26 protein-coding genes and 2 tRNA genes are annotated in these 22,733 nt (G+C 70.3%); 13 read left to right on the top strand and 15 right to left on the bottom strand.

Features of this window, described 5'->3' with window-relative positions:
- Positions 1 to 40 precede the first annotated feature (40 nt).
- Positions 41 to 853 (top strand): YihY/virulence factor BrkB family protein, encoded by an 813-nt coding sequence (locus AC5L3X_RS32645; protein WP_494862157.1) that lies wholly within the window; start codon positions 41 to 43, stop codon positions 851 to 853.
- A gap of 22 nt (positions 854 to 875) precedes the next feature.
- Here AC5L3X_RS32645 and deoC read toward each other — a convergent pair whose 3' ends face one another.
- On the bottom strand, positions 876 to 1,805 hold the full coding sequence (gene deoC, locus AC5L3X_RS32640; protein ID WP_494862155.1) for a deoxyribose-phosphate aldolase: 930 nt from the start codon (positions 1,803 to 1,805) through the stop codon (positions 876 to 878).
- Between the two features lie 144 nt (positions 1,806 to 1,949).
- Between deoC and AC5L3X_RS32635 the strand changes: the two genes are divergently transcribed.
- The 4 genes from AC5L3X_RS32635 to AC5L3X_RS32620 all read left to right on the top strand — a co-directional run bounded on the left by AC5L3X_RS32635 (position 1,950) and on the right by AC5L3X_RS32620 (position 6,466).
- Positions 1,950 to 2,495, top strand: coding sequence for an RNA polymerase sigma factor (locus AC5L3X_RS32635; protein ID WP_494862153.1), 546 nt, complete (start codon positions 1,950 to 1,952; stop codon positions 2,493 to 2,495).
- Complete coding sequence (locus AC5L3X_RS32630; RefSeq protein ID WP_494862151.1) at positions 2,492 to 3,151, top strand: hypothetical protein; 660 nt, start codon at positions 2,492 to 2,494, stop codon at positions 3,149 to 3,151. Before AC5L3X_RS32635 ends, AC5L3X_RS32630 begins: the two co-directional genes overlap by 4 nt.
- Before the next feature lie 202 nt (positions 3,152 to 3,353).
- A complete protein-coding gene (locus AC5L3X_RS32625) occupies positions 3,354 to 3,500 on the top strand; it encodes a hypothetical protein (protein WP_494862149.1) in 147 nt (48 codons plus the stop codon).
- Between the two features lie 110 nt (positions 3,501 to 3,610).
- Positions 3,611 to 6,466, top strand: a complete 2,856-nt coding sequence (locus AC5L3X_RS32620; protein WP_494862148.1) for an ATP-binding protein — start codon at positions 3,611 to 3,613, stop codon at positions 6,464 to 6,466.
- A 17-nt stretch (positions 6,467 to 6,483) separates the two neighbouring features.
- Here AC5L3X_RS32620 and AC5L3X_RS32615 read toward each other — a convergent pair whose 3' ends face one another.
- From AC5L3X_RS32615 to AC5L3X_RS32570, 10 genes are all read right to left on the bottom strand, one after another.
- Positions 6,484 to 7,050 (bottom strand): TMEM165/GDT1 family protein, encoded by a 567-nt coding sequence (locus AC5L3X_RS32615; RefSeq protein WP_494862146.1) that lies wholly within the window; start codon positions 7,048 to 7,050, stop codon positions 6,484 to 6,486.
- A 221-nt stretch (positions 7,051 to 7,271) separates the two neighbouring features.
- Positions 7,272 to 8,309, bottom strand: a complete 1,038-nt coding sequence (locus AC5L3X_RS32610) for a UDP-N-acetylmuramate dehydrogenase (RefSeq protein WP_494862144.1) — start codon at positions 8,307 to 8,309, stop codon at positions 7,272 to 7,274.
- A 94-nt stretch (positions 8,310 to 8,403) separates the two neighbouring features.
- Positions 8,404 to 9,405 carry a hypothetical protein gene (locus tag AC5L3X_RS32605; RefSeq protein ID WP_494862142.1) on the bottom strand — a complete coding sequence of 334 codons (1,002 nt, stop codon included), beginning with the start codon at positions 9,403 to 9,405 and terminating at the stop codon, positions 8,404 to 8,406.
- A gap of 110 nt (positions 9,406 to 9,515) precedes the next feature.
- Positions 9,516 to 9,944, bottom strand: coding sequence for a MaoC family dehydratase (locus tag AC5L3X_RS32600; protein WP_189124513.1), 429 nt, complete (start codon positions 9,942 to 9,944; stop codon positions 9,516 to 9,518).
- The gene (locus tag AC5L3X_RS32595; protein WP_189124514.1) at positions 9,944 to 10,393 is read right to left on the bottom strand and encodes a MaoC family dehydratase N-terminal domain-containing protein; all 450 of its coding nucleotides are present in this window, start codon (positions 10,391 to 10,393) and stop codon (positions 9,944 to 9,946) included. Before AC5L3X_RS32595 ends, AC5L3X_RS32600 begins: the two co-directional genes overlap by 1 nt.
- Positions 10,394 to 10,632: 239 nt before the next feature.
- Positions 10,633 to 10,797 carry a 50S ribosomal protein L33 gene (gene rpmG, locus AC5L3X_RS32590; protein WP_019632658.1) on the bottom strand — a complete coding sequence of 55 codons (165 nt, stop codon included), beginning with the start codon at positions 10,795 to 10,797 and terminating at the stop codon, positions 10,633 to 10,635.
- A gap of 70 nt (positions 10,798 to 10,867) precedes the next feature.
- Positions 10,868 to 10,941 (bottom strand) — tRNA-Met (locus AC5L3X_RS32585).
- A 166-nt stretch (positions 10,942 to 11,107) separates the two neighbouring features.
- Positions 11,108 to 11,183: transfer RNA gene (locus AC5L3X_RS32580), tRNA-Thr, on the bottom strand.
- A 67-nt stretch (positions 11,184 to 11,250) separates the two neighbouring features.
- Positions 11,251 to 11,454: a transposase gene (locus AC5L3X_RS32575; protein WP_189124515.1), complete on the bottom strand. Its 204-nt coding sequence runs from the start codon at positions 11,452 to 11,454 to the stop codon at positions 11,251 to 11,253.
- A gap of 73 nt (positions 11,455 to 11,527) precedes the next feature.
- Complete coding sequence (locus AC5L3X_RS32570; RefSeq protein WP_189124516.1) at positions 11,528 to 12,055, bottom strand: C40 family peptidase; 528 nt, start codon at positions 12,053 to 12,055, stop codon at positions 11,528 to 11,530.
- Between the two features lie 319 nt (positions 12,056 to 12,374).
- On the opposite strand from AC5L3X_RS32570, the gene AC5L3X_RS32565 reads away from it, so the two are divergent.
- Both AC5L3X_RS32565 and AC5L3X_RS32560 read left to right on the top strand, forming a co-directional pair.
- The gene (locus AC5L3X_RS32565) at positions 12,375 to 13,316 is read left to right on the top strand and encodes an ATP-binding cassette domain-containing protein (RefSeq protein ID WP_494862140.1); all 942 of its coding nucleotides are present in this window, start codon (positions 12,375 to 12,377) and stop codon (positions 13,314 to 13,316) included.
- Positions 13,297 to 14,040 carry an ABC transporter permease gene (locus tag AC5L3X_RS32560; RefSeq protein ID WP_494862139.1) on the top strand — a complete coding sequence of 248 codons (744 nt, stop codon included), beginning with the start codon at positions 13,297 to 13,299 and terminating at the stop codon, positions 14,038 to 14,040. The genes AC5L3X_RS32565 and AC5L3X_RS32560 overlap by 20 nt, the downstream gene beginning before the upstream one ends.
- An 81-nt stretch (positions 14,041 to 14,121) precedes the next feature.
- Here AC5L3X_RS32560 and AC5L3X_RS32555 read toward each other — a convergent pair whose 3' ends face one another.
- Together AC5L3X_RS32555 and AC5L3X_RS32550 are read right to left on the bottom strand one after the other, a co-directional pair.
- Positions 14,122 to 14,349: a tautomerase family protein gene (locus tag AC5L3X_RS32555; RefSeq protein WP_494862138.1), complete on the bottom strand. Its 228-nt coding sequence runs from the start codon at positions 14,347 to 14,349 to the stop codon at positions 14,122 to 14,124.
- A 141-nt stretch (positions 14,350 to 14,490) separates the two neighbouring features.
- A complete protein-coding gene (locus tag AC5L3X_RS32550; RefSeq protein WP_494862136.1) occupies positions 14,491 to 15,168 on the bottom strand; it encodes a flavin reductase family protein in 678 nt (225 codons plus the stop codon).
- A 182-nt stretch (positions 15,169 to 15,350) separates the two neighbouring features.
- On the opposite strand from AC5L3X_RS32550, the gene AC5L3X_RS32545 reads away from it, so the two are divergent.
- Positions 15,351 to 15,848: a hypothetical protein gene (locus tag AC5L3X_RS32545; RefSeq protein ID WP_494862134.1), complete on the top strand. Its 498-nt coding sequence runs from the start codon at positions 15,351 to 15,353 to the stop codon at positions 15,846 to 15,848.
- 64 nt (positions 15,849 to 15,912) lie between these two features.
- Here AC5L3X_RS32545 and AC5L3X_RS32540 read toward each other — a convergent pair whose 3' ends face one another.
- Positions 15,913 to 16,326 carry a TIGR03668 family PPOX class F420-dependent oxidoreductase gene (locus tag AC5L3X_RS32540; protein WP_494862132.1) on the bottom strand — a complete coding sequence of 138 codons (414 nt, stop codon included), beginning with the start codon at positions 16,324 to 16,326 and terminating at the stop codon, positions 15,913 to 15,915.
- Positions 16,327 to 16,485: 159 nt separating this feature from the next.
- Here AC5L3X_RS32540 and AC5L3X_RS32535 point away from each other — a divergent pair, with 159 nt between their 5' ends.
- From AC5L3X_RS32535 to AC5L3X_RS32515, 5 genes are all read left to right on the top strand, one after another.
- Positions 16,486 to 17,229 carry an MBL fold metallo-hydrolase gene (locus AC5L3X_RS32535; RefSeq protein WP_494862130.1) on the top strand — a complete coding sequence of 248 codons (744 nt, stop codon included), beginning with the start codon at positions 16,486 to 16,488 and terminating at the stop codon, positions 17,227 to 17,229.
- 93 nt (positions 17,230 to 17,322) lie between these two features.
- Positions 17,323 to 18,771, top strand: a complete 1,449-nt coding sequence (gene argG, locus AC5L3X_RS32530) for an argininosuccinate synthase (RefSeq protein ID WP_494862128.1) — start codon at positions 17,323 to 17,325, stop codon at positions 18,769 to 18,771.
- Positions 18,772 to 19,135: 364 nt separating this feature from the next.
- Entirely contained in the window at positions 19,136 to 19,546 is a 411-nt protein-coding gene (locus tag AC5L3X_RS32525; protein WP_494862126.1) for a RidA family protein, read from the top strand.
- Positions 19,547 to 19,763: 217 nt separating this feature from the next.
- Positions 19,764 to 20,978, top strand: coding sequence for a cytochrome P450 (locus AC5L3X_RS32520; protein ID WP_494862228.1), 1,215 nt, complete (start codon positions 19,764 to 19,766; stop codon positions 20,976 to 20,978).
- A 1-nt stretch (position 20,979) separates the two neighbouring features.
- On the top strand, positions 20,980 to 21,663 hold the full coding sequence (locus AC5L3X_RS32515) for a TetR/AcrR family transcriptional regulator (RefSeq protein ID WP_494862124.1): 684 nt from the start codon (positions 20,980 to 20,982) through the stop codon (positions 21,661 to 21,663).
- 82 nt (positions 21,664 to 21,745) lie between these two features.
- On the opposite strand, the gene AC5L3X_RS32510 is transcribed toward AC5L3X_RS32515, so the two are convergent.
- Entirely contained in the window at positions 21,746 to 22,723 is a 978-nt protein-coding gene (locus tag AC5L3X_RS32510) for a sporulation protein (RefSeq protein WP_494862122.1), read from the bottom strand.
- Positions 22,724 to 22,733: the final 10 nt, after the last annotated feature.

Below are 22,733 nucleotides of genomic sequence, written 5' to 3'. Positions count from 1 at the left end.
GAAGCGAGCGAGGAGCCGGCACGGCTGGTTGGATCACACGGTGCGCGCCCTGATCCGCTATGACAAGGCCGACGCCGGTCGGCTGTCGGCCGCCCTCACCTACTACGCCTTCTTCGCCACCTTCGCCTTGGGCCTGCTGGGGTTCGCCTTCCTCAGCCGCATTTTGGACTATCCGGCGGCGCTGGCCGAGGTGCAGCGCTACCTGAGCGACACCTTCCCGCGCCTGGACGTCCAAGCGCTTCGCGATGCCGGAGGAACGGCCGGGCTGGTGGCCTGCGTGGTCCTGCCGCTGACGGGCCTGTTCTGGATGGACACGCTGCGCTCGGCGACCAGGGCGATCTGGCGGCTCGACGAGTATCCGGGCAACTTCTTCCTGCGCCAGATCATCGACCTGGGCGTGGTGGCCGGGCTCGGAGTGCTGCTCTCCCTGTCGCTCACTGTCGCCTTCGCCGCCGAGTGGGTGCTGACCTGGCTTGCGGTGAACACAGTAGGTGTGGACGCCACCCCCGCCCGGGGGGTCCTGTCGGTGGCGGCGTTCGTGCTGGGAATCGGGGTCAACACCTTGCTGGCCATGGCGCTGCTGACCGCGCCACCGCGGCTGCGTGTGCCGCTGCGCCGGGTGATCGGCCCGGCGCTCGTCATCACGATCGGCCTGGAGATCCTCAAGACCCTCGGCCAAGCCCTGCTCAACCTCACCGCCGCCAACCCCGCCTACCAGGTGGTCGCCGGAGCAGTGGCGATGCTGCTCTTCCTCAAGATGCTCAACCAGCTCATCCTGTTCGCCACCGCGCTGACGGCCACCAGCGCCACCGGCGATGTCACCGACCTGGCCACTCGGCCAGATCCACGGTGACCTCCGCCTGCGTCCCCGCTCGTCAGTCCAGGGTGAAGTAGTCGGGGCCCGCGTAGCGGCCGGTGGACAGCTTCTGGCGCTGCATCAGCAGGTCGTTGAGCACCGACGACGCGCCCAGCCGGAACCAGTCGGGCGTGAGCCAGTCGTCGCCTGCGGTCTCGTGGACCAGGACCAGGTTCTTGATGGCGTCCTTGGTGGTGCGGATGCCGCCCGCCGGCTTCACCCCCACCTGCCTGCCTGTCTGGTCGCGGAAGTCGCGCACCGCCTCCAGCATGATCAGCGTCACCGGGGGCGTGGCCGCCGGGGAGACCTTGCCGGTGGAGGTCTTGATGAAGTCGGCGCCCGCCAGCATGGCCAGCCAGGACGCGCGCCGTACGTTGTCGTAGGTGGACAGCTCGCCGGTCTCGAGGATCACCTTCAGGTGGGCCTCGCCGCAGGCCGCCTTCACCGCGACGATCTCCTCGAACACCTTCAGGTAGTCACCCGACAGGAAGGCGCCGCGGTCGATCACCATGTCGATCTCGTCGGCGCCCGCGCCGACGGCGAGCGCGGTGTCGGTCACCTTCACCTCAAGAGAGGTGCGCCCGCTGGGGAACGCGGTGGCGACCGAGGCGACCTTGACCCCTGAGCCGGCCACGGCCTCGGCGGCCACCGCCACCAGGTCGGGATAGACGCAGACGGCGGCCACGGTGGGAGCGCCGTCGCCCGGGTGCGTCGCCTTGGCGCACATCGCCCGGACCTTGCCCCGGGTGTCGGCGCCTTCGAGCGTCGTGAGGTCGACCATGGAGATGGCCAGGTCGATGGCCTGAGCCTTGGCCGTCGTCTTGATGGAACGGGTGCCGAGCATCGCGGCCCGCTGGTCGGCGCCGACCCGGTCGACACCGGGCAGGCCGTGCAGGAATGCTCGCAGCGTCGCGTTGGACGCGGCGACGTCCGCGATCGAGGTAGTCACAGTTGACACCTCCACAGCATCGCCGACCAGCCGGGCTACCTCCAAACCGGACCCGTCGCCACCCGTCTGACGTGGGCGGGAAACGCCTGGCCGCGCTCGTGCCAAACACAGGTGTAAGGGCGAACGACGAAGGGAGCGAGGCCAGTGCGCCTCCATGATGACCCCGCGGCCTTAGAGGCCTTCTATCGCCGCCATATCGATGCCGTCCTGCGGTTCGTGGCACGCCGGGTGAGTGATTCGCACCTGGCCGCCGACCTGACCGCCGACGTCTTCCTGGCGGCCGTGGACTCGGCCCACACCTACCGCGCCGGACGGGGCAGCGAGCTCGGCTGGCTGTACGGCGTGGCGCGCAACGTCGTGGCCGCGCAGTACCGCCGGACGGCTCGTGAGGCGGAGGTGAACCGCCGGATCGCCGGCCGGCGGTTGATGGACGACGACGACCTCGTCCGGATGGAGGAGCGGATCGACGCCGAGCGCCGGATGCGGCACGCCCTGGAGGCGATGCGGGACCTGCCCGAGGGCGAGCGGGCGGTGCTGGAACTCGTCGCGATCGACCAGCTCACCGTCACCGAGGCGGCCTCGGCCCTGAACATCGGCAAGGTCACCGCCCGAGTCAGGTTGCACCGGGCCAGACGGGCCCTTCAAGACAGCGCTTCGCCGTCGACCGTACAGATGGAGGGAAAGGCATGAGCAATTTCGAGGAGCGCCTGCTCAACGCGCTCAAGGACGACCTCGCCAGAACACCGGTCACGGACCGCGTGACCGCCGGGACGCCGGCGCGCCGTACCCCACGCCGCGTCCTGGGGGCGGCCGCCGCGCTCGCGGGGGTCGCGGCGGCCGCCATGGCCGCGGTGACCGTGCTCGGCGGCGCCACCCCGGCCTTCGCGGTGGACCGCCTGTCCGACGGCTCGGTCAGCGTACGGATCAGTGAGTTCCGTGATCCCTCCGACCTGGAGGCCGAGCTCTCCGCGGCGGGGATCAAGGCCGTGGTGGACTACCTGCCCCAGGGGCAGACCTGTAAGGAGCCCAGAGGCGCGGCGGCCACCTCCAGGGGATCGATACGGGTGGCCATGGGCGGCGACGGCAAGGGGATCGACTTCACGATCGAGAAGGGACGGCTGGGCAGCGACGACACGCTGGTCCTGGCCATCTCCGTGGACGGCGACGATCCCGGCAGGGTCGCCGGGGCGATGTCGTTGACGGTGGTCGACGGCGCGGTGGCTCCTTGCGAGGCCGTCCCGATGCCGCTGCCCGCGGATCCGGCTCCCGGTGAGCCCGACCCCCAGGGCACCGTCACCTCGAAGCACGACGACGGCGGCCCCAGCCTCACCACCGGGAGCGAGTGACACGCGACCAGGGCGGTTCCCGATGCCGTGGTGGGCGATACCCGACGCCCATCACAGGTGATTAAGGCAGGCCGAGGCGGGGTTCTAGGTACATCTCAGCCGATGATCCGCCGGAGATAGGGCATCCGCCCGATGTGGCGGGGTGGGCCTTAGCGGGAGTCTTAAGGATGTCAGGAAGAAGCACGACATTTCAGGAGACACCGTGAACCCCGAGCTTGAGTACCAGCTCATGAAGAGCCAGGCGAGCGAACTGCGGAAGGCCGCCGCCCGGCACCGCCAGGTACGAGAGGCCCAGCGTGCCAACAAGTCCGAGCGTCGCTCGGTCTTCGGCAAGCGCCGCCCCGCATGACCCCCGCACGAGAGCCCGGCCGCAACCTCCCTCGCGGCCGGGCTTCCGTACCCCCGTAAACCCCATAAACCGGTCGAAAGCGCTACGTGAGGCATGACATGCTGGATGACATGCTGGGACGTTCGGTGAGCCCCGTCTTCGTCGGACGTGAAGAGCAGTTGGCGTCCCTCTCCGAAGTCTTCGACGAGGCCCGCAAGGGCGCCGCGACGGCGGTGCTACTCGGCGGCGAGGCCGGAGTCGGCAAGACCCGGCTGGTCCAGCGGTTCGTCGAGAAGGCCGCCGAAGACGGCGCCCGAGTGCTGTACGGCGGCTGCGTCGAGCTCTCCAGCGAGGGCCTGGCCTACGCGCCGTTCACCGCGGCGCTCAGACAGCTCGTCAGAGAGCAGGGCCCCGGCCAGATCGCCGCGCTGCTGCCTGAAGGGGCCGAGCGCGATCTGGCCCGGCTGCTGCCCGAGTTCGGCGAGCCGAACGCCGACGGCGAGACCGACACCGGCCGCGCCCGGCTCTTCGAGCAGTTCCTCACCCTCCTCGAACGACTGGCCGACAGCCGCCCCACCATCCTGCTGATCGAGGACATCCACTGGGCCGACCGGTCCAGCCGCGACCTCATCGCCTTCCTCAGCCGCAACCTGCGCGCCCCGCAGGTGCTGATCGTCATGACCTACCGATCCGACGACCTGCACCGCCAGCACCCGCTGCGCCCGGTGCTCGCCGAGCTGGGCCGGGTCGACGGCGTCTACCGGATGGACCTGCCCCGCCTGTCGCGGGACGAGGTGGCCCAGCAGATGGCCGGCATCCTCGGCAACGCCCCGGAATACTCCACGGTGCAGAAGGTCTACGACCGCAGCGAGGGCATCCCGCTGTTCGTCGAGGCGCTGCTCGACTGCGGCGCCGACTGCACCTTCCCCGAGTCGATGCAGGACCTGATCCTCAGCTCGGTCGAGCGCCTGCCCGAGGAGACCCAGCGGGTGCTGCGCGTGGCCGCCGCGGGCGGCACCCGGGTCGGCCACGCGCTGCTCGCCGCGGTGAGCGGCCTGTCCGACATCGAGCTGGAGACCGCGCTGCGCCCGGCCATCGCCGGCAACGTGCTGCAGATCGCCGACAACCGGGCCTACGTCTTCCGCCACGCCCTGATCCGCGAAGCCGTACACGAGGAGTTACTGCCCGGCGAGTACCAGCGGCTGCACGCGCGCTACGCCGAGGAGATCTCCCGCGACCGCAAGCTGGTCCCGCCCGGCCGCGCCGCGGTCGAGCTGGCCCACCACTGGTACGGCGCGCGGGACGACCTCTGGGCGCTGATCTCCGCCTGGGAGGCGGCGCAGAAGTCGTTCCGCGCGTTCGCCTACACCGAGGCGATCCCGCTGCTCGAACGCGTGCTCATGCTCTGGGACCGGGTGCCCGACGCGGCCGAGCGGATCGGCGCCGACCACACGGCGGTGCTCGAACGGGCCAGCGAGGCCGCGCTCGCCGGTGGCGAGCTCGACCGGGGCATCAAGTTCGTCAAGGCCGCCCTGTCGCAGCTGGACGAGACGTGCGAGCCGGACCGGGTCGCCAAACTGATCGTCCGCTGGGCCAACATCAAGGTCGACAAGGGCAAGACCTCCGTCCTCGACGACCTGCGCCACGCCCTGCGGCTGGTGCCCGAGCCCACACTCGACCGCGTCGAGGTGGTGATGACGATCAGCCGGCACCTCATGCTCAGCGGCGACCTCGACGAGGGCTTCGCGCTCGTCGAGGAAGGGCTCCGGCTGGCCCGGGAACTCGGTGACAAGTGCCTCGAAGGCGACCTGCTGCTCAACCAGGCGCTAGGCCACTCGATCGCGGGAGAGACCGAGGCCACGCTCGCCACCAACTTGGAGGCTCTGGAGCTGGGCCACCAGGAGGGCTCCGGCCGCCTGATCGCCCGGGCGATCGGCAACAACATCGACGCGCTGAATGAGCTCGGCCGCTGGCAGGAGGCCCTCGACCTGAGCGAGGAGGGCTGGCGGCTGTCCAAGAAGTACGGCCGGCTACGGGTCAACGGGCTGTTCGTGCTCAACAACCGGGCCGAGACCCTGGAGGCGATCGGCCGCTGGGACGAGGCCGTCGAGACCGTCGAGCGGGCCCTCAACCTGGGGCCGGCGCTGCGCAAGCGTCACCATCTGCTCCGCGTGCGCGCCGACGTCGCCCTGGGCAGAGGCGACCTGGCTCTGGTGGAGAGCATCCTGGCCGAGATCGGCGTGCTCAAGGATCGGCCGGAGGACTTCGTCCAGGACATCACCAACAGCACCCGGCTGCGCATCGGCTGGCACCTGTCCAGGGGCGAGCCCGACCAGGCGCTGGCGGTGGCCGAGCGCATCCTGTCCCGCCCGGCCCAGTCGCCCAAGGCCATGCTGGGCTGGCGGCTGCTGTCGCTGCTCAAGACGGTCTGCGACGCGTCCGATGGCACCGAGCCGGTCCGCGCCCGCGCGGTCAGGCGGCAGGCGGCCGAGGTGGCGGCGAAGCTCAAGGCCAGCGGGCCGGTCGCCGAGGCGTACCGGCTGTCCTATTCGGGCGACTTCGACGCCGCGGCCGCCGCCTGGGAGCGGCTCAGCCGCCCGCACAACCAGGCCAAGGCGCTGCTGCGGGCCGCCGGCGAGTCGGCCCGCTCGGGTGACCGGGAGGGCGCGGCGTCCCGGCTCGCGGTGGCCGGCCCGCTGGCCGCGGCACTGCGGGCCGTGCCGCTCATCGACGAGATCGAGGCGCTCTCGCGCCGCGTCGGCGGCGGCACGCACCAGCAGGAGGGCTCCGAGCTGCTCACGCCGCGGGAGCTGGAGGTGCTCCGGCTCGTGGCGCTCGGCCGCACCAACCGCGACATCGCCGCGGAGCTGTTCATCTCGGCCAAGACGGTCAGCGTGCACGTCTCGAACATCCTGGCCAAGATGGGGGTCACCACCCGGGGCGAGGCGGCCGCCGCGGCGCACCGGCTCTCACTGCTGACGAGGTAGCCGGCGCGGTGGCCTGGTCAGAGGATCGCGTCGACCAGGAGCACGACGCCGAACACCGCGAACGCGGCGGCGGCCCCGTACCTGATGACCTTCTCCGGCAGGTGCCTGCCGAGCAAGCGGCCCACCAGGATGGCCAGCGCGTCGGCGGCGACCATGCCGACCGTGGAGCCGATCCAGGTGCCCAGCCAGCCGTGCTGCGTCGCCAGGGTGATCGTGGCGAGCATGGTCTTGTCGCCCAGCTCGCTCAGGAAGAAGGCGACGGTCACGGCGATGACGGCGTTCCTGGTGGTGCGCTGGGCCTTACTCGACTCCTCGTCGGTGAGCTCGTCGCCACGCAGCGTCCACAGGGCGAAGCCGAGGAAGGCGAGACCGGCCACGACCGAGATGGCGGTGGTGGGAAGCGCGTCACCGATCAGGCCGCCGGCGGCGACACTGAAGAGGTGTACGGCGGTGGTCGCGATCGTGATGCCCGCCAGCACCGGCCAGATCTTGAAACGGGTCGCGAACGTCATCGCCATGAGCTGGCTCTTGTCGCCGAGCTCGGCGACGAAGATGACGACGAGGCTGATCCAGAACGCTTCCAACGGTCCTCTTCCGCGCGACCGGACCGTGGCGCCCGGGGAGAGGTGCGGGCACGTCTTCGGCCCGGCAGCGACTTGTTCGCATGACTGCCAGGCCGAAGGTCTCGTCCGCCCGCGAAGGCCCGCGTGACCGGGCGCGGTGAGGCGCCAGTGTGTCGATCACGCGATTGGGACTACTCCCCTTCGGTGTTTCCGAACAACCTTAACAGCGCATTACCCGCGCCTTATTCCGCGAGCGCGCAGTTGACCAGAACCGGCTCGTTGACCAGCGTCACCCCGAACTTCTCGCGGACGCCGTCGCGCACCTGGCCGGCCAGCGCCATCAGGTCGGCCGTGGCGGCCTGGCCGAACGGGTTGGTCAGGGCCAGCGTGTGCTTGGTGGAGATGCGGACCGGGCCGAGGGTGTAGCCCTTGGGGTAGCCGGCCTGCTCGATCAGCCAGGCCGCGGGCACCTTGACGGCGCCGCCGGGCATGTCCCAGCGAGGGTGACCGGGCGCGCGGCTCTCCAGGTCGACGGCCTCCTCGGCGCTCAGGATCGGGTTGGTGAAGAACGACCCGGCGCTGCGGGTGTCGGGATCGTCGGGGTCGAGCACCATGCCCTTGCCGCGGCGCAGCTCCAGCACCGCCTCGCGGGCGCGGGCCGGTGGGACCCGCTCGCCCAGCTCGACGCCGAGCTTTCCGGCCAGCTCCTGGTAGGCGATCGGAGCCGACACCGACGAGGTGTCCAGCGCGTAGGTCACGGCGAGCACCACGTGACGCGCGAGGTCACGCTTGAACGCGCTGGTGCGGTAGGCGAACCCGCACTGCCTCGCCTCCAGGTCGACGACCTGCCGGGTCTTGCGGTCGTAGGCCCGCACGCACCTGATCGTCTGGGCCACCTCCTGGCCGTAGGCGCCGACGTTCTGGATCGGCGTCGACCCGACCAGCCCGGGAATGCCCGACATGCACTCGATGCCGGACCACCCCTCGGCCACGGCGCGGACGACCAGCGCGTCCCAGTCTTCGCCGGCCTCGACCGTGACCAGCACCTCCTCGCCGTCACGGGAGACCGACACGCCTTCGGTCGCGACCCGGACGACCAGGCCGTCGAAGCCCTCGTCGGCCACCACCAGGTTGCTGCCGCCGCCGAGCACCAGGGTCGGCTCGGCCCGCCGATCGGCGTCGGCCACCAGAGAGACGAGTTGCTCGGCCGTGACGGCCTCGGCGAATCGGCGGGCGGGCCCGCCGAGGCCCAGCGTGGTGTACGGGGCGAGCTTCTGCATGCGCCCCAGCTTAGGAGATGCGCACCGGCCCCGGAGAGCCTGTGTGCGGCGCACCTTCAGCCCTGGAGAGCCTGTGTGCGGCGCACTTCCAGCCCTAGTAAGCCTGTGTGCGGCGCACCTCCAGCCGGTCGCGGGGGACGACCAGCTCGCCACGCAGGGCGCGCGACAGCTCGAACCCGTCACGGGCGTCCTCGGGAGAGGCGCCCAGCGCCACCGACCTCCGCACCGCCATCAGGTCGCCGCTCAGCGCGGCCACCCGGCCGGGAGCGGCCTCTCGCCAGTTGTCGCCGTCGCGCTCGTACCCCATCCATCCGGCGGCCACCGCGCCCTCGTAGACCGCCGCGACGAGCGGGGTGATCGCGTCTCCGTCCAGCGTCACAAGGGTCTCCAGCAGTACGTGCACTTCTGAGGTGTCGAGCCGCAACAGCTTCGTACGGCTCTCGCCCCACGACGCCGTGCCGCCGTGCCAGGCGGGCCGCTCGGCCACGTGCCAGGCGATGACGCGCTCCGGATACTCCTCGGCCAGCTCGCGCAGCACCCGCCCGGCGCCGTCCACGTCGCCCAGGTCAAGAGCGAGGACGGCGGCGCCGGTGTGGTCCAGGACCGAACGCAGCGACCGGCGTACGTCGTCGGGGCGGCCGTCGACGAGCACGCCCACGGTGGTGGTGACGTCGGCGGTCACCACCCGTTGCCGCTCGGTGTTGACGCCCAGGTCGTCGAGGCGGTTGGTGGCCAGGGTGCCGTCCCAGACGCGCTGGGCGTGCAGCATGTCGTCGTCGGGGGTGCCGTGCTGGCCCGGGTCGCCCGAGAAGCCGAACTCGGCGGCCGGGTTGACCCGCGCGCCCCCGGTGGCGGATCTGGCCCGGCCCGTGCCCACGCCCGTCGCGGCGCCGCCCCTGGAGTCGTCCGTGGAGTCACGACCCGCGCCCCCGCCGGCCGCGCCACCCGTGGAGTCACGGCCGGTGCCGCTGGCGCCGGCCACCTCCTCGATCCGCGGCGGGAGCAGCCGGCCCGGCGGTGAGTCGTCGGTCACCGCCGAGACCGGGATCGAGCTGACCGTGGGCCAGACCTTGACATGATGTGGGGCTTCAGTCATAGGGACCCGCCTACCCTGGAGCCGCCGGCCCTATCATCACGGCATCAGCACGACACCGAGCACGACACCCAGCACGGCAGGCATCCAGCGCGACATCCAGTGCGGCGCGGTCAGGCGAGCCGCACCACGGCCCGGGCCTTCGACAGCACCCGGGCGTCGCCCGACCTGGCCGTCAGGGCGACGACCACGCGCTTGTCGTCCAGCTTCTCCTCGATCACGCCGCTGACCGTGATCACGGCCCCCTGGTCGTCGTCGGGTACGACCACCATCGACGAGAACCGCACCCCGTAGTCGACGACGGCGCCGGGGTCGCCCGCCCAGTCGGTGACGAACCGGCCGCCCTGCGCCATGGTGAACATCCCGTGAGCGATCACGTCGGGCAGCCCCACGGCCTTGGCGAACCGCTCGTTCCAGTGAATCTGGTTGAAGTCGCCGGAGGCTCCCGCGTACATCACCAGGTCGAGCCTGCGCACCGTGTAGTCGGCGGCCGGGATCTGCTGGCCGACCTCGACCTCGTCGTACTTCACCGTGGCTGTCATCAGGCCGCTCCTCCGCGCTCGACGATCGTGTTGTAGCTGACGCAGACCGGCTCGCCGGCCACGGTCGTGATGTCGCTCCTGACCGTGAGCAACTCGTTGCGGCCAGCGCTGCGGATGTCGGTGATCGTCGAACTGGTGACCAGCTCGTCTCCCGCGTAGATCGGCCGGTGGTACTCGAACCGCTGCTCGCCGTGGACCACCATGGCGAAGTTGAGGCCGAGGTCGGGGTCGGCCAGCGCCTCGCCACCGCTCTGCAGGCTGAACGCGATGGGGAAGGTCGGTGGTGCGACCACGTCGGGGTGCCCGGCGGCCTGGGCGGCCTCCTTGTCGCGGTAGATCGGGTTGTGATCACCGATCGCCGCGGCGAACTCCCTGATCTTCACCCGGCTGACCTCGTACGGGGTCGTGGACGCGTACGTCCTTCCAACGAAGTCACGGTTCAAGGCCATCTGTGCTCCCTCGCAGGTCCGCCGACGTTGGAGCAGACGCTAACAGAACAAGGTTCGGCTGTCGCCGGGGACCTCCGCGATTTTGCCCGCGCCGGGAAGGTGGACACACGGCAGCGGGATGGGGAGACGAGCCGCCGGAACGGAGTTCGGACACGACAAACCGGCGCCCACGGTCGGGACGCCGGTTGTGCGATGTGAACCAGGCAGGTGCTGCCCGGCAAGACCGCGCTCGGGAAGAGCTAGCGGGTCTCGCGGTGCGCGCGGTGGCAGCGGCAGTTGGGGCAGTACTTCTTCAGCTCAAGCCGATCCGGGTCGTTTCGCCGGTTCTTCCGCGTGATGTAGTTGCGGTGCTTGCACTCCTGGCAGGCCAGCGTGATCTTCGGCCTAACGTCGGTGGCAGCCACGTGGGAGTGCCTTTCTACGTTCGGGATTAGGACATGCCCCAACTCAGGTCGACGACCTGAGAAAGGGCAGTAGCGGAGGCCGGACTTGAACCGGCGACACAACGATTATGAGCCGTTTGCTCTGCCTGACTGAGCTACTCCGCCTTTGAGCCGGACGAAACCCCCGGCCCGTAGAGGATACCCGACCTGGGGAGCGCATACGAACTCCGCCTGGTCAGGTGAGGTGCTCCTAGTATGCCCCAAGAACACCCGACCACTGAAATCAACAACAAGAGCCCCACCTGAGATTCCCGGTGAGGCTCGTCCAAGCTGGAGCCCCCAAACGGAATCGAACCGTTGACCTTCTCCTTACCATGGAGACGCTCTGCCGACTGAGCTATAGGGGCCTGTCCGCGCTGCGGACAGGTGTAACCATACACGGGGTCCAGCCATGATGCGAACTTGTCGGGACGACTATCCGACGGCCTCGTAGCCCCGCTGCCGGGGCAGCTCGACGACCTCGCAGAGATCGGCGAGGTCGACGTGCCGGGCCACCTCGGCGACGGAGACGCAGTCGGCGACGAGCCACCCGTCACGGCGTACGCGCAGCACCTGCCGCCCCGCGCGCACCACCGGGATCACCTCGATGCCACCCGTGCCCACCCATCGCCTGTCCATAGCGGCACACAGTAGCCCTCGGGTCTCTCAATTTCCGAGACGTGACACGCGTTACAGCCATACCAAGACGGCCTCAGAGGCGGTAGAAGCCGGCGAAGTCCCTGATCCGGCCGATCGGATCGACCCGGACGACGGCTCCCGTCTCGGGGGCGTTGATCATCTTTCCGTCACCCAGATAGATGCCGACGTGGTGGGTTTTGACTCGCTTTTTCGTGATTTTCCCGAAGAAGACTAAGTCGCCGGGTCTAGCGATCCGCACCCGGCGCATCTTCTGTACATGGTCATCGGTGTTACCCGGGCCCAGCACGTCCGCCCCGTGCGCCAGCGCGTACACCCACCGAGTGAAACCCGAGCAGTCGAGCCCCCGCGTGTCGGCCGCCGGGCAGGGTTTGATCCTGCCGGTGTAGCCCAGGCAGGTGCCCTTCGACGGACCCGGATCCTCGGCGTGTCCCCCGCCCCACGCGTAGACGATCTCCCGCTTCTCGATCGCGAACGCGATCCGCACGATCTCCGGTAAGACGTTCGTCCGGAACGGCACCGCCCCCGTGGCGGTCACCAGGACGAGGACGGTCACCAGTGCCAGCCGGCGCCTCCCCGACACCCCGAACTCCCCTCGCCCGCCCGAACTCCCCCCTCCTTGATCCTGCCTTATGGCGTTAAAAGTCGCGCAGAAGGAGTTCTGCAGGAGTCACCCCGCCCGTTCGCCGGAAAAACTTTCACGGACACCGGATAACCGCATGTCAGCGGCCCTGAAATCGCGCTGACAGGACCGCCGCCCATGTCGCTGTTTTCGCAGGTCAGAGCCGTATGTGTACGTCACATTCACGTTTGCCAAATCCGGTTTCCGCGCCCCAAGATGATTCCGATCCCAAACGGCCCCCGACCAGGGGTTTCTTTGCCATGCCCGGAGGAGCACGACCATGATTCACACCCGGGGACTGACCCGAGTGTTCAAGGTGAAAAAACAGACCGTCGAAGCCGTCCGCGGCATCGACCTCGACGTCGAGAGCGGACAGCTGGTCGCCTTCCTCGGCCCGAACGGCGCCGGCAAGTCCACCACGCTGCGCATGCTCACCACCCTGCTACCCCCCACCGGCGGCACCGCCACCGTGGCCGGTCACGACGTGGCGCGCGAGCCGGCCAAGGTCCGCGCCCGCATCGGCTACGTCGGCCAGAAGAGCAGCGCCGGCGAGAACTTCCGCGCCCGCGACGAGCTGGTCATCCAGGGCCGCGCCTACGGCCTCGGCACGTCCCAGGCCCGTGAGCGCGCCGACGAGCTGCTCGACCTGCTCGACCTCGGCCCGCTCGCCCAGCGCAAGCCCGGCACGCTCTCCGGCGGCCAGCGACGCCGCCTCGACATCGCGCTCGGCCTCATCCACCGCCCCGACCTGCTCTTCCTCGACGAACCCTCCACCGGCCTCGACCCGCAGAGCCGCGCCGACATCTGGACGCACATCATGCGGCTGCGCGAGGCGTACGGCACGACGCTCTTCCTGACCACCCACTACCTGGAGGAGGCCGACAGCATGGCCGAGCGGGTGGTGATCATCGACAACGGCCGGATCATCGCGGACGGCACCGCCGCGCAGCTCAAGAACGACCTGGCCGGCGACCAGATCACGATCACCACGGACACCGAGCAGGAGGCGGAGACGGCGGCGCGGATCGGTGACGGCACCGCCGAAGGCACGACCGTCCGGCTCCGGGTGGGCAACGCGGCGGCGGCCCTGCCGGAGTACCTGCGCGCGCTGGAGGCGGCCGGCGTCAAGGCCGCCACCGCCGAGACCACCCGTCCCACGCTCGACGACGTGTTCCTGACGCTCACCGGAAGGAGCCTCACCGATGACGACATTCCTGCGTGACACCGCGACGGTCTTCACCCGCGAGATCACACCCGCCGTCCGCGAGCCGGTCGGCCTGCTCTTCGACATGGGGCAGCCGCTGCTGTTCCTGTTCCTGTTCGGCTCGCTGCTGGACGGGGCGGTGGGCTCTTCCTGGCAGTGGTTCGTGCCGGGCATCCTGGTGATGATGTGCCTGTCGGGGCCGATGGCCGCCGGCTACACGCTGCTGGTCGACCTGATCGGCGGCTCGATGGAGCGCATGCTGGTCACCCCGATGAACCGGACGGCCATGCTGGTCGGCAGGACGATGAAGACGATGGTGATCCTGCTGGCCCAGGCCGTGCTGATCATCGCGCTGGCGTTGCCACTCGGCTTCCGGCTGCACCCGGCGGGCGTGCTGGCCGGCCTGACCATGCTGGTCGCCTTCGGGGTCGGCCTCGGCGCCCTGTCGTTCGTGCTGGCCATCAAGTCGGCCCCGGACGGCACCCTGTTCTACATCGTGACCCAGGTCCTGTTGTTCCCCCTGTTGCTGCTCTCGGGTGTGCTCCTGCCGATCGACGCCGGGCCCGGCTGGCTGCGGGTGATCGGCCATCTCAACCCGATCACCTACATCGTCGACGCCCAGCGCGCGCTGTTCGCCGGCGACCTCACCGACCCCTCCGTCCTGTACGGCACCGCCGCCACGCTGGTGGTCGCCGTCGTCGGCCTCGTGCTCGGCAACCGGGCCATGCGTCAGGGCGTGTAGGAGGCGTGTAGCAGCCGAAGGGCGACCAGGCCGGCTGCCGGTGATCATGGGCTTCGGCCCACGGCGCCGGCCGGGTCCCGGTCAGCCGGCCGGCGCCCCCGCGGCCAAGTCCTTCACGTCCTGGGTGGTCAGCCGCTTGCCGCCGATCGCCCAGTCGCCGCTCTTGACCTCCTCGATGACGACCAGCGTCACCGGGCGCATGGCCTCCCCCTCGACGCCGACCATCGCGTCGGTGAGCGCCGTGACCATCTCGGCCTTCTGGGCCTCGGTGAACACCCCTTCGATGACCTTCACATTGACCAACGGCATGGGACTTCTCCTTCGGTGTGGACGCCGGCCGCGTCAGGCGCCGACCACGCGAACCCTCCCGTGCCGGCCTCTGAACGGTGTGCGGCCTCTTCCATCTCCTTCTCACCATGCCCGGCAGCGGGCGAGCCTCCCACCCGCCGCCTAGGATCCGGTCACCTGTCGCACCCGGTCGAGGTCGGGACCGCGGTAGAACCGCTCGGGGATCCGGGCCAGCGTGGACGGGTGCGCCTGCGGCCCGAGGCCGTACAGCTTCTGGAAGCTCATGATCAACGGCCGCCAGGCGTCGGGGTCGATGTGATCGTCGGTGCCCGCCAGCCGGATCTCGTCGTGCACCCAGAGGCGGCACACCCGCACCTCGAACGCCATGATGCCGCCGCGCTGCGCCTCGTCCTCGTCGGCCACCGGATGAACCGCCTCGACCACGCCCTCCATGGCCACCGGGCATTCGGCCACGCGCGGCGGCCGGACCGTCTCCGACTCCACCGGGGTGAGCCCGGCGCGGCCGAACTTGTCACGCACGTAGCGGTAGCCCCGCTCGTGCTTGCGCTCGGGGACCGGATCGCGGCCGGTGGTCAGCGCGAGCCGGTCGACGGCCGCGGCCAGCCGGTCGGAGGGCAGGTTGAGGACGCATTCGCGGGCTCGGAGCAGGTTCCGTGCCGTCTGGGACCTCGCGCCCAGGCCCAGCATGCTCCGCCAGCCGAGCCAGAACGCCGACGACATGGGGGCCAGGTTGGGGGTGTCGTCCTCGTTCATCGTGGAGATCAGCACGACCGGGGTGCCGAAGTAGAGGATGTTGGACTCTATGGGCGTGTGCGTCACGCGATCCACTGTCGTCCCAGGCGGGCGACGGAGGCTGGCGGCCATCGGACGTCTTGTTCGCCTGCCCCAAACTTCTTGTAACGCTATTTATCAAGAGTAACGGCCACATTACGGAATCTATCGGGCATTGCTCTGGGCTCTTTGGACCGATACAAAACCTTCTCAAACATGGAAGGTGAGGCATGGGGAAACTGTTCGAGCGGGGAGGCCGCCTGATGCGCGTGGCGGCCACGGCAGCCGCGGCGGCCGGCGGAGCGCTGGCCGCCGGTGTCGTCATCGGCATGACGGCTCGCCTGCTGATGAGCGCGATCACGGTGGCCGCCGCCGAGGAGAGCACCTTCACCGCCGCCGGGACCGCGGGGGTCATCGTCGTCTTCGCCGTCCTCGCCGTGCCCGCCGCCGTGACGGCGGTCGCGCCGACCGTGGTGCGGGTGGCCGGCCGCTGGGTGACCGCGGCGGTCACGGGCTGGGGCATGGCGACCAACGGCTTCGCCGACGGCGCGGCCGTCATCCTGGCCCCCGACTCCCGCATGTCGCTCATCGTGGTGATCGTCGTGGCCTTCGGCGCGACCGTGGTCGCCCACGGGGTGTTCGCGCAGTTCGTGGCGAGACGCCTGGCCGGACGCCTGGCCGGTGCGCCCGCCACGGCGACCCTGCCGGGCACCACGGCTCCCGCCTGACCCTCCGGGCCGGCCCTATCCCGCCCGACGCTTCGGACCGGCTCTCTGACGCTCCGGGCCGGCCCTATTCCGACGAGGACCAGCCGGACCAGCGGGACACGTCCACCAGGATCACCGGCCCGTCCGGCCGGCCCGTCCGGTACTGGTCGTACTTCTCGGCCAGGGCGTCGATCGCCGACGCCCAGGCCGTCCCGCTCTCGACGACGCGGGCGGAGCCGTCGGCGCGTACCCACCACAGGCGCGCCCAGTCGTCCTCGTAGTGGTCGGCCAGGAGCGTCACCCGGGGGTGCGCCCGGATGTTGCGCAGCCGCCTCAGGTTCGTCGTCGTCTTGGGTTTGCGGTCGATCGCGATCATGATCTGGTCGCCGGTCACGGCGAACGTGACGGGCACCAGATGCGGCTCGCCGTCGCCGCTCACCGTGGCGAGGCGGGCGATCCGCTCGCCGCGGAACCTCTCGCGAGCCCGCCGCGCGTCCATCCGCCCATTCTCCGCCGTCTCCCTCAGATCCGCTCGACCGGGACTCCGCGCGCTCCCACTTCACGTCCGGGCACCAGGTCTGACCAGTCGGCAGGAGGGAGCGGCTCTCCCAGATGAAACGCCTCCCGACGCCGCCGGCCGCCGGACTAGGGTTCATGGATGCTGTTGACGATCCTGGGCGGATGCGGCGCGTGGCCGGGCGCGGGCCAGTCCTGCGGCGGCTACCTCGTGGAGCACGACGGGTTCAGGCTTCTCCTCGACCCCGGCTACGCGACGGTGCCGCGACTGCTGGAACGGATCACCGCCGACCAGGTCGACGCCGTGTTCGTCACCCATGGGCATCCCGATCACTGCGCCGATCTGAACCCGCTCCTGCGTGCCCGGACGTTCCGTGACGACCCCTCGTCACCGTTGCCCGTGTACTCACTGCCCGGAGCGCTGGACGCAGTGCTCGCGCTGGACCGCCCGAGGGCGCTGGCCGGCGCCTACGTCCTGCGCGAGTTCGCCGCCGGCGACCCGCTCGACCTCGGCCCGTTCCAGGCGCGGACCCGCCTGCTGCCGCACTCGGTCCCCAACGCCGGTGTACGGCTGGCGGCGGGCGGGCGGGTGCTCGCCTACACCGGCGACACCGGCCCCAGCCCTGAGGTGGTGGCCCTGGCCCGTGACGCCGACCTGCTTCTGGCCGAGGCCACCTACGCGGACCGGGTCCCGGAGGACTCGCGCCGCCACCTGTCGAGCGCCCGCCAGGCAGGCCGGCAGGCCCGGGAGGCCGGAGCCCGGCGCCTGCTCCTGACGCATCTGCAGCCCGGCACGGACCCCGTGGCCGCCCGCACCGCCGCCGAGTCCGAGTACGACGGCCCGATCGGCGTCGCCACCCCCGGACTCGTCCTCGACCTCTCGTAGACCGCGACCTGCGGTGACCTCGATACGCGACCTCCGATGCTGGACCGCGCCGGATGTTGCATGACCATGCGCCACCATGCATACTCTTGTTCCATGTCCAAGGTTCTCACCTCCCTGCCCACCGGCGAGCGCGTCGGCATCGCCTTCTCGGGTGGGCTCGACACCTCTGTCGCCGTCGCCTGGATGCGCGACAAGGGTGCCGTTCCGTGCACCTACACCGCCGACATCGGCCAGTACGACGAGCCCGACATCGCCTCGGTGCCCGGCCGCGCGCTGGCCTACGGAGCCGAGGTCGCGCGCCTGGTCGACTGCCGGACGGTGCTGGTCGAGGAGGGCCTGGCCGCGCTCGCCTGCGGCGCGTTCCACATCCGGTCGGGCGGGCGGGCGTACTTCAACACCACGCCGATCGGTCGCGCCGTGACGGGGACCCTGCTGGTCCGGGCGATGCTCGAGGACGACGTGCAGATCTGGGGCGACGGCTCGACCTTCAAGGGCAACGACATCGAGCGGTTCTACCGGTACGGCCTGCTGGCCAACCCCCACCTGCGCATCTACAAGCCCTGGCTCGACGCCGACTTCGTCTCCGAGCTCGGCGGGCGCAAGGAGATGTCGGAGTGGCTGCTCGCCCACGACCTGCCCTACCGTGACAGCACCGAGAAGGCCTACTCGACCGACGCCAACATCTGGGGCGCCACCCACGAGGCCAAGACCCTGGAGCACCTGGACACCGGCATCGAGACCGTCGATCCGATCATGGGGGTGCGCTTCTGGGACCCCGAGGTCGAGATCGCCACCGAGGACGTGACCATCGGCTTCGACCAGGGCCGGCCGGTGACGATCAACGGCAAGGAGTTCGCCACCCCGGTCGACCTGGTGATGGAGGCCAACGCGATCGGCGGACGGCACGGCCTCGGCATGTCCGACCAGATCGAGAACCGGGTCATCGAGGCCAAGAGCCGCGGCATCTACGAGGCGCCGGGGATGGCGTTGCTGTACGCGGCGTACGAACGTCTGGTCAACGCCATCCACAACGAGGACACGCTGGCGTACTACCACACCGAGGGCCGGCGGCTGGGCCGGCTGATGTACGAGGGCCGCTGGCTCGACCCGCAGGCGCTGATGCTGCGCGAGTCGCTGCAGCGCTGGGTCGGCACGGCGGTCATCGGCGAGGTGACGCTGCGGCTGCGGCGCGGCGAGGACTACTCGATCCTCGACACCTCGGGCCCGGCGTTCAGCTACCACCCGGACAAGCTGTCCATGGAGCGCACCGAGGACTCCGCGTTCGGCCCGGTGGACCGGATCGGCCAGCTCACCATGCGCAACCTCGACATCGCCGACTCGCGTTCCAGGCTTGAGCAGTACGCCACCCTCGGCATGGTCGGCACCACCCACCCCGCGCTCATCGGCGCCCCGCCGGCGCCCCCGACCGAGCTGATCGGCGAGATGCCGGAGGGCGGCGCCGAGGCCATCGCCTCGCGCGGCGAGGTCTCCGACGAGGACCAGATGCTCGACCGCGCCGCGATGGAGGCCGGCACCGACTGACCGGCGACGTCCATCGGCACCTCTTCCCCACGCTTTCGGCCGTGAAATGTCATTCGATTGATCAGTGATCGAGAATGGCGGTCAATTGGACGCCGACGCCTTCTGGTCGAACTCTCGGGAATTCGGTGTCGGTGGACGCTCGATCGCTCGTAGGCGGCCGTGCGCTCGCTCTCGAAGCCCTCCAACACCTCCAGCCCGGCCTGCTGGTCGACGGCGGCCGCGAGGTTGTCCCAGCCGCGGGCGCGCACCAGTTGGCCGGCGACCCGGGCCATCCGGGTGACGGCGGGCGGATAAAAGGGGAGGCGGCAGCCAGAACGACTGTGCCAGATTGGTCGCTTTGCAGTTGAATGCGAAAGGAACGACCGTGCCTCGCGCCATCACGTTGATCCGCTCCACCGCCCTGTCCGACGTCGCCGAGTACGCGTACGCGGCCACCGCGCCCGCCGAGTCGCGGCTGATCTTCTTGGCCGGAGCCTGCCCGCTGAACGAGGACGGTTCGACGGCGGCCATCGGGGACTACACGGGTCAGGCGGTCAAGGCCGTCGAGAACATGCGGGCTGCGCTCGCCGCCTCCGGCGCATCGCTGCGCGACGTCATCAACACCAGGGTCCTCGTCGCGTCCACGCGGCAGGAGGACCTGGGGAGCGTCTGGCGAGTGGTCCGGGACTCGTTCGGCGATCATGATGTGCCGAGCACCCTGATGGGCGTCACCGTGCTCGGTTACGCCAACCAGCTCGTCGAGATCGAAGCCGTCGCCGCCGTACTTGATTCCTGAGCCGCAGGTGTCCGCCGGCGCGACTGCCGGCGACATTCGTGCGTGGCATGCATCGATGCGCGCCGTGCATCTTTTATGGTGTGGGTCCGTCTTTCGCTGCGGGCGGCCGGTGAACGGCTCCGCCCGAGAACAGGATGTGCCCGTGGACAACGCCGGCCTGACCGAGGACTCCCCCAAGGCCAACCCCACGGCGATGCGCCGGATCATCCCCGCGGACATGGTCGAGCGCGGCCGTTGCCCGTTCGACCCGCCGCCTGGCCTGCGGGAGCGGCGCGGTCAGGGCGCGGTCCAGCCCCTGCGACTGCTCAACGGCGCGCGGGCCTGGCTGGTGACCGGCTTCGAAGAGGCCCGTACCGTGCTGTCGGACCCGCGCTTCAGCGCCGACCGGGTCCGCCATCGCGAGGCCACGTCACTGCAGCCGCACGAGGTGGCCGAGTTCGAGGCCGGGACCCTGCCGCCGGGCCCGGCCGTCGAGAGCCGCGAGGACGGCTTCTTCGTCTTCATGGACCCGCCCGAGCACACCCGCATCCGGCGGCTGCTGACCGGCCAGTTCACCGTGCGGCGGATGCGGGCGCTGGAGGACCGGGTCACCGAGATCGCCGCCGAGCACATCGAGGCCATGAAGGCGGCCGGCACCGAGGCCGACCTGGTGCCGGCGTTCGCGCTGCCGCTGCCCTCGCTGGTCATCTGCGAGCTGCTCGGCGTCGACTATGCCGACCGGGGCGAGTTCCAGGAACGCACCGCCATCGGGCTGAACGCCAACGCCACCGCCGAGGAACGAGCCGTCGCGAGCGCCGAGCTGTACGCGTTCATCCAGCGCCTCGTGGCCGACAAGCGCGCCAACCCGGCTGACGACCTGCTGTCCGGGCTCGTCCACGACGCCGACCCGCCGCTGACCGATGCCCAGTTGGTCGACGTCGCCCTCGTCCTGCTCGGCGCCGGCCACGAGACCACCGCCAACATGCTGGGCCTGGGCGCCTTCGCCCTGCTCCAACACCCCGACCAGCTCGCCGCGCTGTGCTCCGACCCAGACCTGATCGACAACGCGGTCGAGGAGCTGCTGCGCTACCTGTCCATCATCCAGCTCGGCGTCAGCCGCGTCACGACCGAGCCCGTCACCCTGGGCGGCGCGGACATCCCCGCCGGCGCCACGGTCGTGATCGCCACCCCCGAGGTCAACCGCGACCCCCAGCAGTGGCCCGATGCCGACCGGCTCGACGTGAAGCGCCCCCGCACGCCGCACCTGGCCTTCGGGCATGGCGTCCACCAGTGCCTGGGCCAGCAGCTGGCCCGCATCGAGATGCAGGTCGGCCTCAGGGAGCTGATCACCCGCCTGCCCAACCTGCGCCTGACGGTGCCCGCGGAGCAGGTGCCGCTGCGCGACGAGATGCTCATCTTCGGCGTGCACGCCCTCCCGGTCGCCTGGTCCTGACGTGGACGGTGACGCCGAGCCGGTCATCGGCCGCCGCGAACGCAAGAAACAGGCCACCCGCGCCGCGCTCCGCGAGGCGGCGCTCCGCCTGTCCCTGCGCCACGGCGTCGAGAACGTCACCGTCGAGCAGATCGCCGACGAGGCCGACATCGCGCTGCGCACCTTCTTCAACTACTTCTCCAGCAAGGAGGAAGCGGTCGCGGCCTCCCTGTCGGCGGGCTCGCAGGAGCTCATCGCGCAGTTCAGGGCCCGGCCGCGGACGGAGACGGTGCTCCAGGCGTTCCGCGAGGCGGTGCTGATCGTCATGAACCAGAGCGACGTCGCCAGCCGCGACCACATCCGCGCCCTGCGACTGATCCGCGCCTCTCCGACGCTGGTGCCCCAGCAACTGGCCGTGCTCGCCGCCCAGGAGAAGGCGCTGGCCGAAGCGATCGCCGAGCACATCGATCACCCGGCGACGCCGCCCGCCGCGGACCGTACAACCGAACGATCCGGAGACGCCCTCTATCCGCTGCTGTGCGCGGCGGCCGTCCTGACGGCGCTGCGCGTCGTCATGAACCAGTGGCTCCAGCAGACAGCGGGCTCGGACCGGCCGCTGGACACGACACTGCTCGGCCGGCAGGTCGACACGGCGATCACTCAGCTCGCGGCCGGACTGGACCGGCCCGGCCGCGCACCCGGGTAGCCCCGCACCAGGTCTTGGTGGTGACGCGCCGGGGGCCTGTTCGCCGCCTTGTTCAGCGGCGAACAGGCCCCCGGCGGGCGTCCTATCCCTCTTCCTCTTCGTCCTCGAAGATCTCCTCGACGATCTCCCCCGCCACCAGCCCGCCGACCACGCCGGCGGCGCCGGCCGCCACCACCGCGCCCATGCCGGGGCCGCTCCGGTGCTCGTGATGGCCATGGTGCTGCGGATGGCCGTAGCCGCCGTGGTGGTCACCGTGGCCGTAGCCGTCGTGACCGAAGCCGCCCTGGTGGCCGCCGTACTGGCTGAGGCCGGCCAGCCAGCGGTCGAGCTCGCCCGGCCAATCGGTGTGCATGGCGTCGTCGTGACCGATGGTGAAGCGGCCGATGGCGTCGTCGCCGTAGCGGCCGGCCCGCTTGTCGGCCTCCAGGATGACCTCCAGCCCACCTGGGTTGGCGATGAAGGTCAGCTCGACCTCGCCGACGCTCCCCGCGTGCTGGGGCGGCGGGTAGAACTCGATCTCCTGGTAGAACGGCAGCTGCTGACCGGAGCCGTAGATCTGCCCCACCTCCAGGTCCGCTGACTTGAACTGGAAGCCGAGTTGCAGGAACGCCTGCAGGATGCGCAGTTGGGAGGGCAGCGGCTCGACCGCGACCATGTCGAGGTCGCCCTTGTCGACGGCCTTGGCGATGGCGAGCTCCGTGCGTACGCCCAGCGCCATTCCGTTGAGGTGCTGGCCGCCGATCTCGCTGATGGGGGTCTCCCACGGCACGGAGACGCTGAAGTCGATGGTGCGGTTCTCGCCCTTGCGGAGGGTGAACGGGCCGGAGACCTGAGCGCGGGAGAACTCGCCCACTCCGGATCCCTCTCCGTCACCGTGCTCGACCTCGACCCGGGCGACCAGACCGAGGGTGATGTGCTCGATCTCGGCGTCGAAGTCGCCGCCGGTGAGTCGTACCTCACCGGTGAGCATCCCTCCCGGCTGGATCCGCGGAGTGGCCAGGACGGTGTCCACCGAGGGGGCGCCCACACCGAAGGCACCCAGCATCCGTTTGAAGACCACGACTTTGTTC

Source organism: Nonomuraea sp. CX421 (assembly GCF_059358955.1).
The sequence above is the reverse complement of the archived record's forward strand: the minus strand, read 5'-3'. Positions and strand labels throughout refer to the sequence as shown.

Bases quoted from the DNA above. Each gene is read 5' to 3' on its own strand.
- AC5L3X_RS32535 (WP_494862130.1), top strand. From the start codon at position 16,486: ATGCTGTTGACGATCCTGGGCGGATGCGGCGCGTGGCCGGGCGCGGGC.
- AC5L3X_RS32605 (WP_494862142.1), bottom strand. From the start codon at position 9,405: ATGACTGAAGCCCCACATCATGTCAAGGTCTGGCCCACGGTCAGCTCG.
- AC5L3X_RS32600 (WP_189124513.1), bottom strand. From the start codon at position 9,944: ATGACAGCCACGGTGAAGTACGACGAGGTCGAGGTCGGCCAGCAGATC.
- AC5L3X_RS32620 (WP_494862148.1), top strand. From the start codon at position 3,611: ATGCTGGGACGTTCGGTGAGCCCCGTCTTCGTCGGACGTGAAGAGCAG.
- AC5L3X_RS32560 (WP_494862139.1), top strand. From the start codon at position 13,297: ATGACGACATTCCTGCGTGACACCGCGACGGTCTTCACCCGCGAGATC.
- AC5L3X_RS32540 (WP_494862132.1), bottom strand. From the start codon at position 16,326: ATGGACGCGCGGCGGGCTCGCGAGAGGTTCCGCGGCGAGCGGATCGCC.
- AC5L3X_RS32595 (WP_189124514.1), bottom strand. From the start codon at position 10,393: ATGGCCTTGAACCGTGACTTCGTTGGAAGGACGTACGCGTCCACGACC.
- AC5L3X_RS32555 (WP_494862138.1), bottom strand. From the start codon at position 14,349: ATGCCGTTGGTCAATGTGAAGGTCATCGAAGGGGTGTTCACCGAGGCC.
- AC5L3X_RS32565 (WP_494862140.1), top strand. From the start codon at position 12,375: ATGATTCACACCCGGGGACTGACCCGAGTGTTCAAGGTGAAAAAACAG.
- AC5L3X_RS32520 (WP_494862228.1), top strand. From the start codon at position 19,764: ATGGTCGAGCGCGGCCGTTGCCCGTTCGACCCGCCGCCTGGCCTGCGG.
- AC5L3X_RS32630 (WP_494862151.1), top strand. From the start codon at position 2,492: ATGAGCAATTTCGAGGAGCGCCTGCTCAACGCGCTCAAGGACGACCTC.
- AC5L3X_RS32545 (WP_494862134.1), top strand. From the start codon at position 15,351: ATGGGGAAACTGTTCGAGCGGGGAGGCCGCCTGATGCGCGTGGCGGCC.
- AC5L3X_RS32610 (WP_494862144.1), bottom strand. From the start codon at position 8,309: ATGCAGAAGCTCGCCCCGTACACCACGCTGGGCCTCGGCGGGCCCGCC.
- argG (WP_494862128.1), top strand. From the start codon at position 17,323: ATGTCCAAGGTTCTCACCTCCCTGCCCACCGGCGAGCGCGTCGGCATC.
- AC5L3X_RS32575 (WP_189124515.1), bottom strand. From the start codon at position 11,454: ATGGACAGGCGATGGGTGGGCACGGGTGGCATCGAGGTGATCCCGGTG.